This window comes from Ectobacillus antri, assembly GCF_003852715.1.
In the GTDB taxonomy this organism is placed as follows: Bacteria; Bacillota; Bacilli; order Bacillales; family Bacillaceae_G; genus Ectobacillus; species Ectobacillus antri.
On sequence record NZ_RIAV01000022.1, the window covers coordinates 1 to 18,483 of the forward strand.

General features: G+C 35.1%; 16 protein-coding genes. All 16 read right to left on the reverse strand.

Annotated elements, in window-relative coordinates; all coding sequences use genetic code 11:
• Positions 1 to 170 (reverse strand): transposase (locus tag EEJ45_RS15120; RefSeq protein ID WP_187695362.1); only part of this gene is annotated, 170 nt, incomplete at its 3' end.
• A gap of 225 nt (positions 171 to 395) precedes the next feature.
• Positions 396 to 1,352: a helix-turn-helix transcriptional regulator gene (locus tag EEJ45_RS15125; RefSeq protein WP_124565643.1), complete on the reverse strand. Its 957-nt coding sequence runs from the start codon at positions 1,350 to 1,352 to the stop codon at positions 396 to 398.
• A gap of 361 nt (positions 1,353 to 1,713) precedes the next feature.
• On the reverse strand, positions 1,714 to 2,790 hold the full coding sequence (locus tag EEJ45_RS15130; protein WP_342769380.1) for a DEAD/DEAH box helicase: 1,077 nt from the start codon (positions 2,788 to 2,790) through the stop codon (positions 1,714 to 1,716).
• Positions 2,791 to 3,112: 322 nt separating this feature from the next.
• A complete protein-coding gene (locus EEJ45_RS15135) occupies positions 3,113 to 3,484 on the reverse strand; it encodes a hypothetical protein (protein ID WP_124565645.1) in 372 nt (123 codons plus the stop codon).
• Positions 3,485 to 3,574: 90 nt separating this feature from the next.
• Positions 3,575 to 4,345, reverse strand: coding sequence for a TatD family hydrolase (locus EEJ45_RS15140; RefSeq protein ID WP_124565646.1), 771 nt, complete (start codon positions 4,343 to 4,345; stop codon positions 3,575 to 3,577).
• Positions 4,346 to 4,353: 8 nt separating this feature from the next.
• Entirely contained in the window at positions 4,354 to 5,622 is a 1,269-nt protein-coding gene (locus tag EEJ45_RS15145; RefSeq protein ID WP_124565647.1) for an MFS transporter, read from the reverse strand.
• Entirely contained in the window at positions 5,622 to 6,839 is a 1,218-nt protein-coding gene (locus EEJ45_RS15150; protein WP_124565648.1) for an ATP-grasp domain-containing protein, read from the reverse strand. The genes EEJ45_RS15145 and EEJ45_RS15150 overlap by 1 nt, the downstream gene beginning before the upstream one ends.
• The gene (locus tag EEJ45_RS15155; protein ID WP_124565649.1) at positions 6,832 to 9,987 is read right to left on the reverse strand and encodes a non-ribosomal peptide synthetase; all 3,156 of its coding nucleotides are present in this window, start codon (positions 9,985 to 9,987) and stop codon (positions 6,832 to 6,834) included. Before EEJ45_RS15155 ends, EEJ45_RS15150 begins: the two co-directional genes overlap by 8 nt.
• 8 nt (positions 9,988 to 9,995) lie before the next feature.
• Positions 9,996 to 11,255 (reverse strand): phenylacetate--CoA ligase family protein, encoded by a 1,260-nt coding sequence (locus EEJ45_RS15160; RefSeq protein WP_124565650.1) that lies wholly within the window; start codon positions 11,253 to 11,255, stop codon positions 9,996 to 9,998.
• A 14-nt stretch (positions 11,256 to 11,269) separates the two neighbouring features.
• Positions 11,270 to 12,754 (reverse strand): Gfo/Idh/MocA family oxidoreductase, encoded by a 1,485-nt coding sequence (locus EEJ45_RS15165; protein ID WP_164464301.1) that lies wholly within the window; start codon positions 12,752 to 12,754, stop codon positions 11,270 to 11,272.
• Between the two features lie 379 nt (positions 12,755 to 13,133).
• The gene (locus EEJ45_RS15170) at positions 13,134 to 14,411 is read right to left on the reverse strand and encodes an IS110 family RNA-guided transposase (RefSeq protein ID WP_124565652.1); all 1,278 of its coding nucleotides are present in this window, start codon (positions 14,409 to 14,411) and stop codon (positions 13,134 to 13,136) included.
• A gap of 150 nt (positions 14,412 to 14,561) precedes the next feature.
• Complete coding sequence (locus EEJ45_RS15175; protein WP_124565653.1) at positions 14,562 to 15,437, reverse strand: transposase; 876 nt, start codon at positions 15,435 to 15,437, stop codon at positions 14,562 to 14,564.
• Positions 15,438 to 15,558: 121 nt separating this feature from the next.
• On the reverse strand, positions 15,559 to 15,825 hold the full coding sequence (locus EEJ45_RS15180; protein WP_164464302.1) for an acyl carrier protein: 267 nt from the start codon (positions 15,823 to 15,825) through the stop codon (positions 15,559 to 15,561).
• Between the two features lie 5 nt (positions 15,826 to 15,830).
• Positions 15,831 to 17,321 carry a class I adenylate-forming enzyme family protein gene (locus EEJ45_RS15185; protein WP_164464303.1) on the reverse strand — a complete coding sequence of 497 codons (1,491 nt, stop codon included), beginning with the start codon at positions 17,319 to 17,321 and terminating at the stop codon, positions 15,831 to 15,833.
• Positions 17,322 to 17,340: 19 nt separating this feature from the next.
• A complete protein-coding gene (locus EEJ45_RS15190) occupies positions 17,341 to 18,024 on the reverse strand; it encodes a 4'-phosphopantetheinyl transferase family protein (protein WP_124565656.1) in 684 nt (227 codons plus the stop codon).
• A gap of 2 nt (positions 18,025 to 18,026) precedes the next feature.
• A complete protein-coding gene (locus EEJ45_RS15195) occupies positions 18,027 to 18,455 on the reverse strand; it encodes an NUDIX domain-containing protein (protein WP_124565657.1) in 429 nt (142 codons plus the stop codon).
• Positions 18,456 to 18,483 lie beyond the last annotated feature (28 nt).

Consider the following 18,483-nt stretch of genomic DNA (forward strand, 5'->3'; position numbering starts at 1 on the left):
TCGTGATTCCATTCGACTAAGGAAATATTGTAATTTTCACCTAATCGTACAAACATATCTTTCGCGTAGTCAGATATGGCATCGTCAATCACTTTTCTGCGATATTTTACGACCAGAACAAGATGATAATACAACAAGAACACTGAATGATTATTATTGTCTGATTCCATTGATATAACAACCTTTCTTTTATCTAAGACTGATTATATCATAGTACAAAAAAAGAGACAACTTTAGGCTACGCCTAACCGAAATTCATCTCCCACTTTCACTGGTGCTGGCGCACCTTCACGTTTAGAAGTAGGAGACTTCTTTCGGAGGGAAGTTAAAGTTGAAAGGTTTAATATCATATTGAACATAAAAAAACCGTTTCACAAAAAGGAATTTTTATACATTTAAGTTTCCTTTACAACAATCCCATACGCTCTTAACACCTTCATATGCTCCTCGATAATCTCCTCTTTCAATTCTATCGGTTCTATTACACTAACACTTGCTCCCATGCTTAAAATCCACTTTTTTACTGATTGTCGCCCCTTCATGACAGCTTCAAACAAAATACTGCCATCGTCGTTATACTGTACGCTTTGATTTTCACCCCAAATCGATTCGGGAACGGATTGAGAAAATGGAGGAGAAATATGCAGCTTGACATGCAACACTTCATTTCGCATGATGCCTAGACTTGGCCACTCCTTACGAATATCGAAGGTGGCTGGGATGGTATAGCGCTCCTGTAATACGTCTACTTGCTCTATTCTAACAACCTTAAACGTTCGCAGTTCTTGTTTAGATTCACAAAAAGCTGCGCAATAAAAGAAATCATTATAGTATACAAATCCATAGGGACAAATGATTCGTTTCTTATAGGAAGAAGAATTACGATAAACAATTTGGACCTTACGCCTGCTTGCGAGCGCTTCCTGCAGCTGCATGTACTTTTTACTCTCGCCGGACTGCAGGCGGTTTGGCTTTGAGCGCTGCACAAAATGAATATAGCGATTCTGCTCCTGCTCCTTGCGCTGTGCGGCACGCAGTTTATCTAGTGCAACCTGTGCCGTTTCTGCCTGTGCGACTTCTTTTGCAAGCAGCTGCTGCACCGCAAAAATGAGAGCACTGAGTTCAGACTCCTGTAGCTTTCTTGTCGGGAAGAAAGAAGCCTGCGATAAGGAATACCCGCCATCCCTTCCCTTCTCGCCTTCTACATAAATACCCGCCTTTTCTAGATCTTCTTTATAATTGCGCACCATTCGTTCTTTGACATCTAGCTCCTGCGCTAGTTCGCTAATTTTCATCTTACCGCGCGCATGAAGGAGCTCAATCATGCGCAGGCAATTGCTTATTTTGCTCATGGAAGCACCTCGCTTTATCACTTTGTTTGTTTCATTATAAGGGGAAATCAGGTAGTATGATTGTCACTATAAAAAGAATTGGTGGCTTAATATAAAAAAGAAGAGAAGAACGCATGCCCTTCTCTTCTGCTTGTGAAATAGGATTCACAGTTATTAGGCTTCAGGTAGATTCACCCAGATGACAGCACCTTTCTTCTATTTTTTATTATAACTTACAGGCTGTCCGGTTTCTTATGGGTTCAGTATAAAAGTTACATATATAGTATATAAAAAGAGAAATTCTACTCTTCCTCTCTTTCAACTATATTTAATAACTTTCTGGTAGTCCATAGTGCAATCATAGATATGAATTTTTTTATTTTTAATTCAATGCAAATCCTTTTAAAATTTCCTCTTCTATTCTCAAATTCTTACTCGGTACAATTACACTCGAAGCCAATGACTGCTTTTCCTCTAAAATTCGGTGTACAATTTGCTCTACCGTTCCTTCCTTTAATACACCTTGTTTATCGATAACAATTGGATAATAAACCGTTACAGGTTTGTTTTGTCCTATTCGATAAACACGGTCAGTCGCCTGGTTTTCAACCGCTGGATTCCACCATCTTGTATAATGAATAACATGGTTGGCAGAAGTTATTGTTAAACCTGTACCCGCTGCCTTTGGCGATAAAATCATTACGTCAAACCCGGAATTCTGATTGAACATATCCACAACCTGCTGTCTTCTATTTGTCACTCCATTTATTATCATCGGATTTATATCGAACTGTTCTCGAATATATTTGCGCAGTAAATTTTGCATCTGTATATACTCTGTAAAAATTAAGACTTTTTCCCCTTTTTGACGCACCTCTTCTATGATTTGCAGTGTTTCTTTTAATTTTGGAACGTCTTGAGGTGTTAGATTCATATACTTTTCATTTAATAGCGCTGGATGTGAAGAAAGGGATTTTAATTTTTGAATAGCTTCCAATCCACTTAGCATTTTTTGTTTTACTAACGTTATAACTTCTTTATAAAGTTCTAATTGGATTTGTCCCATTGGAATTTCTCTGACAGCAATTGTTTTAGACGGCAACTGATCTCCAAGTTCTCCAGTTTTAGTCCGACGTTTATACACTTTTGAAATACGTGCCGTCAGCTTCTCTTCTATATCTGTTTCTGTACCTTCAAACTTATTAACAAATTCTTGCTTAAACTGACTTAAACTTCCTAAAAGACCAGGTTGCACAAAATCCATAATGGACCATAACTCATTCAAACTGTTTTCAACTGGTGTTCCTGTTAAAGCTAATCGAAATCTTGCCTTCATCGCTTTTATAACTTTAGATGCAGCTGTTGTAGGGTTTTTAATCGCCTGTGCTTCATCACAAATGACCGCTTTATTAAGGAAATATGAACGATTAAATTTTAAGACTTTGAGAGGAGAACGTATTGGAGAAGATCGTAACGTATCAGGATGTGATGAAGCAAACGGTTAATGAAACGTATACAAAGTCTTATCGTGAAAGCTTATTGAAAGCTTTAGAGCATGCGCATTACATTCGTTATTCTATGACCTGTTTTAATTGTGCAAGCAGGATAAGAGGAAGGCCCTGCTGATGAATGGGTTACAGAAGTTGTTTCGTTTTCGCCATGTAATATAACGGGGACGATCTTTAATTTTTGTTGCGGCATAGAAAAAGCACCTCCTTATATTGATACGTTTATAGTACAGGAGGTGCAGATATTTTTATAGGCTTCGTTTGAATACGGGCTTACATTTTTCGATAAAATGGATCTGTTATGCAATCAGAAAGCTCAATGGCTTCTGTGACGGTATTTTTCTTTATAGATCTTATAGATAATGATGAACTTATCCTTATCCTTGTCATTGTATTTTTTCGAACGATCACCTTTAAGTCATTACGAACTCGGTTTAAAATCAAGAGTGTATACTTGCAAAACTCCATCATGCCTTCTTCATATTCCAGCATTTCTTCATTTTTCATGTTTACTTCTTCAATAATTATTGGAACCAAAATTCCTCCATGTTGTTTTAACACCAAAGCCATTAGTGCTTCTTTTGACGTATCAAATAAATTATTTGTATTCAAATTTTTTATAGGAAAAATAAAAAATAGCAACACATCTCTTCCCCCTATTGGCAGGAGATATATCGCTTATCGTCCTAAAAAGAATTAAAAACAAAAAAAAGAAACCTTTTCTGATGCTGACGTTTATATTTTAAAGATTTTTCTTGCGTTTTCGGTTACTTTTTCCTTAATATATTCAAAAGGTTCTTTTCTAACTTCTGAAACGAATTTAGCAACATCTAATACTCTACTTGGATTGTTTCGTTTAGTCCTGTTAGGTTCGGGAGAAATATATGGACTATCTGTTTCGAGAAGCAATTTTTCAATTGGAATTTTTTCTATTACTTCTAATAAAAAACTATTTTCCTTATAGGTACAAATTCCTGATAGAGATACATACATTCCTAATGATAAATATTTTTTAGCTGTCTCCCAATCTTCATCGAAACAATGAATGATCCCTCCTGAACGTGGAATACCTTCTTTTGTTAAAATTTCTATTACTTCATTATGGGATAGCCAACTATGAACGACAATAGGGAGATCTCTTTTTTTGGCAATTTGAATTTGTCCTATAAAAATACGACGGGCAAATTCATCGTTTGCTTGACCATATTTGTGGTCAAGTCCCGCCTCCCCAATTGCCACTACTTTGGGGTGTTTGGCAAATTGTTCAATCTCATTTAACACACTTTCATCTAAAAGTTGATTTACACATTGGGGGTGAATGCCAACACTCGCATAAATTTGTGGATATTTTTCTGCTAACTGTATGGATTGTTTAGATGACTCGACATTTATCCCAATTGTAATAATTTGTTCAATTCCTTTTTCTATCGCATTATTTATTACTTTATCTTGGTCACGCAAATAAAATATATTATCCATATGAGCATGGGTATCAATCATTTTCATTGTCACTCCTATTCATTTGTTTTTAAATTATTAAATTCTCTTGAATTGAAAATAAGAGACTTGTTTAAAAGGTGTCCCAAGAAAAACAAGAAAAGAATGCCACTACTTAATAGGAATGTTGCATTTAAATTAATTTTGTACAGCTTCTCAATGAAAGGAATACTGAAAAGCAGAATAATGGACAAAGCTAATTGTCTCAATGAGGACACCTTCCCTTTTATTTCTTTTTCGCTAAATTGTTGTGTTAAAGTCATAGAAAGTGAAATAGAAGAAGCATTAGTAGCTCCTAATAAGATAAAGAGTATAGTCATAATAATTAGAGAGTAAGTCACAGAAATTAAAGCAAAAGAGGTAGCTTGAATCAAAATTGAAAGCAGAATAGTTCTATAAACCCCTATTTTTTGCTTAATTTTATATACATATAGACTAAATACACTGGCTCCCAAAGCAAAGCCTCCATCCAATAAAAACAGCCAGTTATAATGCCCACTTAATTTATTGTTAATAATAGGAATGGTTAAGAGGTTAATCACATTTACCATAAAAAAATCTCCGCATGATAGTAAAACCAGAACAAATAATGCTTGTTTGTGTCTCAATTTTTTGATAAATTCCTTCCAATCTTGAAGAAAAAAAGTGAGGGTAATTTTTTTCTTTTGATTCTCCTTCCCATGATGAACGTCGATTTTAGTAATACAATTAAGGAAAAACGCAGAAAGTAAAAATGTTAAAGCATTAATAAAAACGCCCCATAACGGATTCAACCACATTAATACGATACTGGCAATGCCACTTCCTAAAAGTTGACCTATTTGAAGAAAGGTTCCGAACACAATATTTAGTTTTAGCAATTCATCCCCTTCTTCAATTCTACTGGATACAGCAAATAAACTGGCATTGTAGAAAGGTTTTACTGTGTTTATTACTAATGTTGTGACAATTAATCCAATTATCATCCAATCATTACTCCAAAAACAGAACAATAATAACAGCAAAATAATTCCTCTTATCGCATCAGATGCGATAATGACATTTCTCGGATTCCTACTATCTACGTAGGAACCCGAAAATAATTGTAGAATAAATTTGATTAGCTGTTCGGACAATATTACAAACCCAAACGCTCCTAGCGAACCTGTTTTATCATACAGAACTTTTCCAACAGTCAATAATTGAATGCCATTTCCAATATTAGAAATTAAAACAGACAACAAAAGAAATTTAGAGTTACGGGATAAAGTCATAAAGTCGTTTAGAGGATTTAATAAACGCTTCACTATTGAATCTCCAATTCTATTGAATTAATTGCTTCTTTTGCTCGTTGGAGCGATTCTTCCGCAGTTCCTCCAGTTGCAATAGCAAATCCAAGTCGTGAAAAGGAATTTTGCAAATCTGTCACTTCATCTCCTTCTTTCACAAACAATTGAAGTTCTTTTACCCCGTCTTTTTCTTTTGCTTCCGACAACCCTGAGATTCTTTTTACTACACCTGATTTTTCAGAAATTTTATAGTAGATAGAAGCAAACACTTCTTTTTCTCCTTTTAACTGTTCTACAAATTGATCCATTACATTTTCCTGTAAAGTATGTCGTGTTACTAAATCTAAAATATCAACTTTATTATTTACTGAATAAGCATATAATTCAGGAATCATATCTCCACCCAGCCGAGTGTGGGTTTCAATAACATGAATTCCATTTTCACTTACCATAATTTCTGTATGCGTTGGACCATTCATTACCCCTAAACAAGTTAAGACGTTTTCCACAAAAGACTTGATTTCTTTTTCTTTTGCAAAAGGTAGATTAGCGGGAACAGTATGACCAATCTCAACAAATCGTTCTGGTTCCTTGTATTTTTTTGTGATTCCATAAATATAATGATTTCCGTTTTTAGAAAAAGCCTCCACGCTATATTCTTCCCCATCAATAAATTCCTCTAAGCACATCTGTAAATGTGGGAATTTTGATTGAAAGTGGGAAATTTTTTCTCTCAATTCTTTTTCGTCCTCAATCTTATAGATTCCTGAGCTTCCAGTGGAATCAGTCGGTTTGAGGATTACTGGATAAGAAACTTTTGATACAAAAGAAAGAGCTTCTTCAATATTATGGATAAGAGTGTTTTTGATTTTATCTACACCAAATGCTATCAATCTGTCTCTCATTAAATTTTTATTTTCAACCAACTTTACAACATCCACTGTATTATCAAACGGAATATTTAATGCTTCTGCAACCCAAGAAGCTTCTTTTTGTAGATAATCCTGAAAAGCCCCTATAGTCTCCACTTTTTCGATTTTATCAATAGCTTTTGCCATTTCAATCCAATCTTCTCTCTTGGCTCCTTTTTCTAAAGTTACCACTCTCTTGTATAATTTAGGATAATGTCCTTTAATCTTATCTGTTGTTGTCAAAATTGTTAAACTTGCTCCCATATTAACTAATTTTTCATGAAGAAGAGGAAATCCCCCAAAAACCATAACATGTTTACTCACTCTTCATTCCCTCCTTGTTAGTAAGTTTATAGGAAATTTTTAATGACCGTAGGAATTGTTCAAACTTTTCCAAATCCTTCGTTTTTAATCCATTATTAATAATAATAGTCATTTGATTTTCTTTATAATAACCTAATATTGGATATGACAGACTGTGAAAATTAGAGGCATTTTCCTTGTAATACCTATCTTCTTCATCTGTTAGTTCTCCTAAAAAGTTGTACGTAAATGGGCAACTCAAATAAATAACATTGAAGATTTCAGAATCATCTCTGAAACTTTTTAAAGCTATTTGATTATTGGTTAGATAGTCGTTATTGTCTTTGTATTGCTGATAATATAGTTCTCCGCTTTGCAATTTTGCATCATAGACTACAGGAATTGTTTCTGAAAAATCACCGATAGTATTATAGAAATTGAGTTTTTCATAATTTCTTTTATTTACAAAAATTCTCATTGGAATTTTCTTTAATTTGAACGCAATACTTAATAAATTTGTGCAAATATAGAAGAAATAATGAATAGGAATATTTCCAACTTTCCTATCAATCGTTCGCATATCAATTTCCAATATTTGTGTACTTGACAATATTATCGGGTTCCCTCTTGTATAAGATGGATTTTTCTGATAAAAGATATCAATTTCGTCACGAAGAGAACGATATTGAGATGAGTTCTTGTACTTTGTCAATTTTTCATTTTTGTTTAATCTATAGATTTTTTCCAAAAAAAGTCTAAAATCATCGGTTTGAATAATATAAGAATCAGAACCTGGTGATTTAAAATAGGCGTTCAAAATCCTTCCTGTTTCTGTATCTGAAATAAGATGTTCAAACACAAACAGCAGTTTATGTTTTGTATCATTGATTTTTAGTAAACACACCCGATAATACAATTGAGGATTTGCCCAATTTTGATTAATCGAATCTCTCATCTCATTCAATAGGAATTTCTCTATTTTCTTTTGAGATTCTTCATTGTAATCCGTAAGGTCAATAGAGTTTATATTCGCATGAGAGTATGAATACTCATTACAAATAAATCCTTTTCCATTTTCTTGTAATGTCGTTCGAAGAAGAGATTGACTTTCTAAAAGTTTATTGAACATCATTTGAATCTCTTGTATGGATGTGTTATCCAAGAAAATTTCATGAACAAAATGGTAAATATCAGATTTTTTCCCTTTAAAACCGTTTTTGTTTTTTCGGAAATACGGAAACGGATATTTATGTTTAATGTTCGAGTTAATCACTGTTTGAAATAGGTTTTGATTAATCTCCTGACATTTTAACTTTATTTGTTGTAAATCTAACTCAGATACTTTCCGAACAACATTGACTCCTGTTTGTTGTAAGTTTTTCTCAAACTCTTCAAAATGATCTTGTGACATCTTTTCTTTGATTAGCTTCGAAAGTCCTAATACTGTAGGATTTTCATAAAACTCTTTCATTGTAATTCTTACTTTAAATGTATCATATAGATCATTAAGAATAGCATATGCGCTTAAAGAATCACCACCAACATGAAAGAATATATCGTCTTTTTTTATATCCGTATAAATCAATGCCTTCCATACTTCTTTAATTTTTAATTCTAATTCGCTCCACTCTTCTTCCTTTTTTATGTCAGTCTTAACAAGATTATATTGGTGTAAAGATTTTCGGTCAACTTTTCCGTTTTTGTTCAATGGTATCTTCGACACTTGATACAAAAACGATGGAACGCTATAACCAGGAAGTTTTTTTCTTAAAAATGAGCGAATTTCTTCTGGATTTAAAATTTCTTTTGAAAAATAGTAGAGTGTCAAACAATTTTTATCAGAATCAAAAGTAATCGAACATTGGAGAATCCCTGGATAGAGAAGTGCTATGTTTTCTATTTCCTCTAATTCAACTCGTTGACCTCTTAATTTCACCTGGCTATCCAATCTTCCAATATATTGAAGGTTTCCGTCTTTTAAAATTCGCACCAAATCTCCCGTTTTATATATAATTTCATTTTCCTTGAACGGATTCTGGATAAACTTGCCTTCATTCAATGACTTGTCGAAATAACCGTTTCCTACACAGATTCCACCAAGATACAACTCACCAATTTCTCCTATATCGGCTAATTGATGATTCTTATTTAATACATAGGCATTTACATTAGGAATAGGTTTTCCGATAATAGTTCCTTCATCGTCTTGGAGAAACGCATATGAATTAAATTTTCTTGCGATAGAAATATCTGTGCATTCCGATGGACCGTAAAGATTGTAAACCGTTGCATGGCAATAATAAGAACCCAACCAATTTTTTAAGTTCTTTACATTAGTAGTTTCTCCATTTAAAGACAAAATCCTTAAACTTCGCAAAGGTTTAAATTTTTCTTTTTCGGACAGATACAAAATAGGATAAAAAGAACTTGGCGTAGCAATAATATGGTTTACTTGATAATCCTGAATATATTTCAATAAAACCGATGGTTCATAAGGATCAGAAGATGCCAACAATAATCTTCCGCCTGTTAATAATGCTGAAAAAATACTTTTCTGTGTAGCATCAAAACTAACAGGAGTATAGACCAGCGTGGTTTCACTCTTGTCTAATTTAATCTCCTTGGTATACCATTCGAGCAGATTTATAAACGAATTATTTCTTAATATTGTTCCCTTTGGAAGACCTGTTGTTCCTGATGTGTAAATAGCAAATAGCGAGTCATTGGGCGATATACGAGAACGAAGGTTTTCACATTCTTCTTCATTGCCCTTTTCTTCGTCTAAAAAAATAATTGGAATGAAGGAAGGTGTTTTTTCTTGATATTTTTTATACGTGAGAAACAACTTTGCTTTGCTGTTTTTTACCATGTATTCTACTCTTTCTAAAGGAGTGGTTGATTCTATTGGTAGATAAACGCCTCCTGCTTTCATGATCGCAAGGATTCCAACCAATAAATCGAGAGACCGTTCAGCACAAATTGCCACAATATCATTTGGAGCAATTCCTTTATTCCTTAATGTTTTTGCCAAGTGATTAGCCCTATTATTTAAGGATTGATACGTCAGGCTATTTCCTTCATATATAACCGCTGTTTGGTCTTGGTATTGTTGAAATTTCTTTTCCAATAATTCAATTAAACTTACTTCATTCCAATAATGCCCTTTCATATTTTATTTTACCCCTTTCTTGTTTCGTCTATAAAGTCTCTGCATTTACCCGTTTTTGGGTCTGGCTGAATAGAATCGACTATCTTAAAGTGAAGAACGATTTCATTTCCTATTATTTTTCGAATTTCTGCTTCCAATCGGTCAATAAATAATTGTATACTCTTAATGCATTCTTGATTCATACATAACTTTATGATTAATTCGTTTTCTGCTGTTTTAACGACTTGGTATTGATAAACCACTGAACAACCTTTGATATTGCTAATTCCTCGTATAATGCCAGAGAATGTAATAGCATTGATATATTTGTTTCCTGCAAGTGTAAAGTAATCAGCTTTTCTTCCTTTCTTTAGATGAAGTACATAAGAAGATGGGTGAGATTTACAACTACTTCTTTCAATTGTTCCTATGTCCCCGATTCTGTATCGAATCAATGGCCATGAAGCGTTGCTCAGAGAAGTGACAATCAGTTCATAATCTTGCAAAGATTCATTATATATAGACTCAATGAAAAGGCTTTGTTCTAATACATGTAAATGACCTTCTTCGCAACTAAAAGCCATTGCCCAAAATTCTCTGCTTCCGTAATGATTAGCTACTTTACACCGAAAGACTTCTTTAATTAAAGATAGTTGGGCATCTGTAACAAATTCTCCGTTAAGTTCTATGAATTCAATTTTTAGATCATTTATTTTTTTCGATTTTGCATGTTTAGCTAAATTAAAAATAGCTGTAGACGGTCCATGTATCCATCTTGGTTGAAATTGAGATAATTCACTTAAATATTCTTCTATTCTATTTTCACTATAATCGAAAAGAGGGATATGAAGTTCATTATCTCTGTACAATACTTTGTTAATGATTAAATGTTCTTCATTCATACGAAAAGCATAGAAACGAGCAAATTTATCATTCACTGATAGGTATGGAACAAAGTGTTTTCGTTGCTTCCAAAGTTCATTTGCTCTTTTTAACCTTTCCTTTTTAGACTTGTAGCAAATGAGAGGATTTCCTGTTGTTCCACTTGTTACATCAAATGTAAGTTCTTTTTTGTCGTATCTGGAAGAAATAAATTGGTCATTATGGGTTCTAACCTCATCTTTTTCTAAAATCGGTACATATTTTTGGAAAAAGGAATAATCAAATTTTTCTATTGAAGGTAATTCGAAACTCCAATTTTCACGATAATATGAAACGTTTTCCATTGCGTGTTTCAGGGCTGAATAAATTTTATCTTTTTTTTCATTAAAAAATACTTCATTTATCATTTGTTCCTACTCCTTTACAAACCAAATTGAACGATAGGATTTTCTTTTTGTTTGCGTTTGACAATAGATGAATAGGTGTTTGAGAGAAGTTTGATTGTCATTTCATGGTCTAATATATCTGAATGAGTTGTAACATTGTTCAAGAAATCCATCAAACAATTTTCTCTTGCTCGTTCATTGTAGCCAATAAAAGAGAAGGATTGCTCCTTCACAATATCATCGATAGAAATTTTTTCAAAAGGCTTTCCACCAATTAAATCGACATTTCGGAAAATATAAATATCAAAATGCTCTAATGCTCCTACATCATTATGGTTGAATAAGCCTCTATCCCTAATCTCTGCAGATTGATAACTGTGAACTTGTACATTCATTAATGGTCCTACTTGTATATTTACTCTCTCATGACGAACTCTTCCGTTACCTTTATAGGTGTCTTCTGGGAGATCAATCCAAGAACGACGGGAAAATCCATTTTGAATAAGGTTTATACTACATATCGAAATTGGTGTTTGAGCTTTATTGAACTGAATTAAACTATAACAATCAATTTCTCCAAAACTGTCTAAATTTAGTTCTGTTTTATTATCAAATAAGTTGTCAAATTTATTTGTTCCAAACAAACGGCTGTAATCCTCTTTATTAATAATTTCAAAAAAGTGATTTGGTCTTACCACTGTTGAATATAATTCAGCACTATCCATTTTCTTTTCTTCAATAATGTTATTCAGTGAAATCATCCAACTCATTAAGTCGAAAAAATGATACCCGCTATGAAATAACTTCCCATAACCATATTTATAAGGATGGTTTTCTCTAAATAAAAATTCATCGGGCATATTCCACATTCCATCGCAATGATATACCTCCATAGAAGTGATATGTATATGATATTTAGAAATTGTTTCTTTTAACAAATTGCGTATAAATAAATATCCTTCATGCCATCTTCGTTGGCATTGAACTTGACAGTTTACCCCCTTCTTTTTCTTTTCTTTGTAAATATTTATTATAGTGTTATAATCATCTAATATTTTATTTGCCATTATTTCATTATTCGCAACATCTACAGGCGAAGTGATTGGTTTGTCTACCAATGTGTGAATATCCGATTGTAAAAAAAATTGGATATAGGAAAAGTGAGCTTTTGGCTCTGTAGAAATAATGGCGTGGGTAATGAGGTTTTCCGACAAGATGTTTTTTAATTCGGATTGAACCTTTTCGGGCAATACTTCACTGTATTTAACGGAATCATCTACGTAATAAACTAAAGTATCATTTAATCCCTTTTGTTTTAAAAATGTTTCAACATCTTGTTTCTTAGAAGATAATTCAATGATTATTTTGGGAGCCAACCCACGTTTGATTAAATAATGAATATAGATTCGTTTAGAATGAGGTCCTAATCCAACCAACACTAATGGAATATACTGTAAAAATTGTTTTGTTTCAGTTTCATTTTTATTATTATTCAATAAGATTATTGGACTATTTTTCAAACATATCTCTCCCTCTATAAATGTTGATGTACCAAGGGTTTGAGCCCTCCGTGGGGTGTCAAAAAATATTTTTCGACACGTGTAATTAACAATATTTTTTAGATATGTGAAACTATGACAGAGCTTGGATGCGCTGCGCGGCCACCACTGGGTAAATTTGGTGGTGGGGGATAGATATGTGATGCACTGTGGATCTCTGCGCAGCTTATGATGACGTACCCTCCCATGTCTCTGGGCATCAAGTGCCTACATTCCTTCGTTCGGTCTAGTCATAAGGCAGAGGTTGACGAAGCTCCTTTAGAGACTCAAGGTCTGATGGTGTGTATATGGCCAACTTCTCCGTGTCATCCTGTTGTCTAGGGAATGGTGGGAACGGGCGTTAGACTGCCTCTCCGAGTCTTGGAATGTCCTTCACCATACGCTGGGCGTCAAAGGCCACATGCTTTGTACTGAGCGTGTGGAGCATCTTGAGGAGCTTGCCGCACAGTACTACAATAGACTGCTTCTTACGCAACGGGTTTTGAGCCCGTGTCGTGTAATACTCATGTAACTGACGAAATGCTTCGTTATGGCGTATCATTGGCATCATGACGCGGAAGAGAAGAGCGCGCAAGTGCTTTCTTCCCCGCTTGGAAATGCGCTTTTGTCCTTTGTGCTGTCCGGAAGAGTTTTCACGCAGCGTAAGCCCCGCAAGCTTCAGTAGTTGGCGTGGGTGCTGGTAGTGAGAGAAACTCCCCACTTCAGACAGTAATTCTACAACAGTGGCGTCTCCCAGTCCTGGGACAGTCGACAGCCACTCGTACTCAACTGAGGTTCTGACGAGCTCTGTCAGCTGGTCGCTCAGCGTGGCAATTTCTCTCTCCAACTGACGGTAACGGCGAACCAATGTGGCAATCTCGATACGGGCCATCACAAGTCCTTCTGTTACGCCAATTGAGATACGGGCGACTTCAGCCAGCTTTGCCACCTTCGGCCGTTGGGGAGACTTTACGCCTTCTACCTGTCGGTACAGATGTAAGAGGTCCTCCGTCGTCGATGTGACGAGTTCATGCGGAAACGGTGTGCACTCCAAGGCAGCCAGAGCCGTTTTACCGAAGGTAGGAAACACCGTGCTAAACTCGGGGAAATAGCGATCGAGCCAACGAATGAGCTTGTTTCGCACCGCACCCTGTTCTTCCACCAGTTGACTCCGCAGCGTAGCACCTACGCGGAGTTCTGCCTCCATGCCGGTCAAAATGCGAGGATAGCTAAAACGGCCATCCTTTACCAAACGGGCAATGGTGAGGGCATCCTTCGCGTCGTGTTTCGTCGGCAGGTTATCATCTAATTCTTTAGAACGCTTTACGTGCATGGGGTTGACCATGACCAGCGGTATGCCTCGTTCCGCAAGGAAGTAGGCCAGGTTCAGCCAATAGTGGCCGGTAGGCTCGATGCCTACGATGACATCTGTCTTACCAAACTCCTTCATGGCTTCCAGCACGCGTTGATAGAAGGTTTCAAAGCCAGTTCTGGACTGTGATACAGGAAATGCCTTTTGGAGTATGCGGCCGCGTACATCTGTCAAACTTGCATAATGAGTTCGTTTGGCAATATCCATCCCAATCACAAGAGTGGCTTCGGTGACTTGATTTATTTTGATATTTTGAGTAAAATCCATAGGGAGTCCTCCTTGGTTCTAGGTTAGGGGTCAATTCGGCCGAATTTGACACCCCGCATCATACCAAGAGGGCTCTTTTTGTTCAAGTCCCCGAAAAACCTTCTAACAGGAATGCTCCTTTCTTAATAATAAGAAGAGCGTGTCGCAAAACTACAATAAATATCCAATATTATGCATAAGTAAGACAAGCTGAACATGAAAATGATACCGATTATACCCGAACATACGGGGGCATTCTAGCCCTTTATCTTTTAAAGTATGAAACAAGCGTTCAATCTGATTTCGTAGGTTGAAAATGGCTGCACCCATCGCTGTTTGTAAGAAATCTGACATCACGCGGCCGTATCCATCTTTTCTCACACCATTTCGTTTATTGATCGCTGTTAGCATCTGAATCCCTAATGAATCAGCTGTTTCTCGAATTTCGCGACTGTCATAGATAGCATCGCCAAGTACACAGGCAACTTCTAGCCCAAGATCTTCAGAAGTACGAAGCAACGCTGGAGCAATCGCACTGTCATGACGGTTTGCCGGAACAAAAGCATACGTGAGTGCAACCCCTTCAACGGATACATACAAATGAAGCTTGTAGCCTTTGAACATATGAAGACGGGTAGACTTTCCATAAGCAGCTTGTGAATCATAGAGACTACTTCTCAGAGCTGTACTGTCAATGACGGCTAGCATGCCGTGCTGAAGTCCTAAGCGATGAAGCGTTTCCGTATGAATCTCCTCGTATCCTTCTTCCCGAAACCAAGCTGCCACTCGGGCAAACGTGGCAAGATGAGGAAGAGTGGGAAAGCCGCAGAGATGTTGGAAATAAGGAAATTCTCGCAGATAGCGGACCAGTTTTCGCAACGAATCCAATCGGAAGTATGTTTTGAGAAAGAAGCTTTTCAAGAATGCTTTCCGGCACAGAGAAGGCCGTCCTGTGTTCCGAACGGTTTCTGTGAGATTAAGGCTGTCAATGTAATGAAAGAAAGTTTGTAAAACATGCGTATGTGTATGAGCATTTTTGGTCACCATAATGATAGTCCGTCTTCCTTTCTATGTTGGATTGGTGTCTATCATAGGATGTTAGGAAGCGGACTTTTTTATGTACATTTTCTGCATGAAGATGAGTTTTGCGACACGCTCAAGAACTCATTTAAGAGTTCTTATTATTAGCCACATTTGTTTCTACTTTCATCTGAATAAATTTGCTCAATTTCCCAAAATTACAAATTACGTCAAAGTCAATTTCATCATCTTCAAAGACAAAATCAAAATGTTCTTCAAGGTCTGCCATTAGCTGAACGACATTAATTGATTGATAACCAAGGTCTTTCAATAGATCGGTATTTTCTGTTAATTCTATTTCATCTCCCTTATTTTTTGCGTTTTGAACAACAATCTCTTTCAGTTTTTCAAACACTCTTGCTATCCCCTTTCGTCATGATTTCTTTTAATTTTTCCTGTATAGGTTTTATCTAATGAGGAAACAATGTCGATTCTTTTCGGAATTTTAAAAGAAGAAAGGTTTTCTCTGCAGAAATCTTTCAATATTTTTTCTATTTCAGTGTTTGATATTGAACTGGAAGGAACTACTTTTGCAATGACAGCTTCTCCCAAAAGTTCATCTGATTCACTTGTTACATACATTTCTTTTACTAATGGATGATTCAAAAACACTTTTTCTATTTCTTCTGGGGATATATTGATTCCCCCACTTATAATAATGTTTTTCTTTCTTCCAACAATATATAGATACCCTTCCTCATCAAACTTTCCAATGTCACCTGTGTAAAGCCATCCATTTCTGATTGTTTTTCGAGTTGCTTCTTCGTTTTTATAGTACCCTTTCATGATGTTTTCACCGAATGCAATAACTTCTCCACATTCTCCTGCTTTCTTTTCGTTCCCGTCTTCATCTACCACTTTCACTTTAACGAAAGGAATCGGTTTTCCTACTGAACCTATTTTTCTAAGTGAGTCATGGGGAAGTAAACAGGTTAATCGAGGCGATGCTTCGGTTTGACCATACGTATGAACAAATCCAACAGTTGGAAATGTTTCGATTAAACTTTTAATGGTTTCTTCTGTAATAATTCCCCCTCCAAAGCAAACCTTTTTTAGAGAAGACAAATCATATTGGTCTTTTCTTTTAAATCGCATTAACATAACCAATATACTTGGAACCGCTGTGAAATTTGTAATTTTCTCCTTTTGAATTGTGCTTAAAAGCGATTGTGGAGTAAAAGGAGGTTCATTAATAACAACGGTTGCACCTACATATAGATGAGTGAGAAATTGAGCAGTATTACAATATCCAAAATACATAGGAAGAATAATCAAGGAAATATCCTCTTGGTTAAAACCTAAAGATAAAATGTTTGATTTAATATTGGTAATTAAATTATGGTGGGTTAGCATAACCCGTTTAGGAGTATTTGTCGTTCCAGACGTATATAACATAATAGCAACGTCATGTTTACTGGATTTAGAAGTCAAAGAAACACTGTTTTCTTGTTCCGAATTCTTATTTTTACTTAAAAGTTCTTCTATGGTTAGAATCACAATCGATTGTGACAAAGCCATTTTTAATGGTTTAAGTTTTTCTAAATTGGTGAGATTAGTAATAATTACATTTAATTCACAATGTAAAATAGTGTCTTGAATTTCCTTTATCGTAAACTCGATTGGAATTGGCACAATACATTTTTTCGCTAAAGTAATTCCAAAATAAGCTATGGCATACTCAATCGAGTTAGGTAAACAGATACCAATATTTAGTTTTTTTGATTTTTGTATTTTTCTTGAAACAAGAGTTGCTTTTTTATATAACTCTGAATAGCAAATTGAACGGTTTTTTTGTTTTATTGCTATTTTATTACTATCTTTCCACTTTGTTAAAATATCTCCAATATACATAGACATCCTCGTTCTTTTGTTAAGAGATTTTGATTTGTAAGCCTTCCATTATTTCTTTTATTGTTATAAACTTTACATCATTGGAAAACTCACAACTTTGAGAACATACGGATAATTTGTATTTTTCTTCCAAATGATAATCTTTTATATAATAGGTAAACCCGTTTGGGTCGCAGATCTGAGAACCTCTCATAGGAGCTACACTAAAATGATTAAATGGAATCATTAATCCTTTTCCAACTGCTTTGACATAGCTTTCTTTTCTTGTCCAAATTTGAAAAAAGCGCTCTAATCGTTCAGCTCCATTTTTCATATTGATGTATTCAACTTCTTCGATAGAAAAAAAACGATTAGAAATATTTGTATTTATTTCCCTAATCAACTCTACATCTATTCCAATTGGAAGAGAGCTAATTCCACAAACAACATAATCCTGAGAATGAGAAATGTTAAAATGAATACCCTCAAGACCCCAAATACAAGGTTTTCCCCAATCATTTCGAATAAAATGTAAGGGAGATAGAAATATCCCTTTTTTGTTTTGTAAAATAAATTGAAGAAGTAATTGTCCAACAAGTTTCCTTATTCGTTCGGCTTGAAGTGAAAATTGCTGAATTTCTTTTCTTCTGACAAGAGAAACGAACTCTAAGAGTCGTTCCTCTTGAATAGAAGTTTCCAGCTTTACGACATATACTTCATTCATCTTTACTTAAACACTTTCGTTAAAAGAATATTTCGTATATCATCGTGAAGCGTTCCATATCTTGGATTGTTGAGTTCTTCTTTGGTAATCCAAGATAACTCAGAGTGTTCATCATTCAGTGTGAGTGAAGAAATATCATTGTTTTTAGGTTTAACAAGATACGTAAAAACAACTCGATAGATATCTTCATCTTCACTTTTACTTTTTAAATTTCTAACTGATAGTTCTTCCAGCAATTCCACATCTAAATTGATTTCCTCTTTTGCTTCTCGATACAAACCCTCAGTAGGAATTTCCTCATATTTTATTTTTCCTGCAGGAACATTCCAGACATTCGGGGCAACCTTACAATGTTCTGCACGTTTGGTCAAAAGAACTTTGCCCTCATGCAACAAAATGATTTCAACAGAAATTCGATAATTAGGATACATAAAAAAACCTCCTGTTTTATTTGTTTAC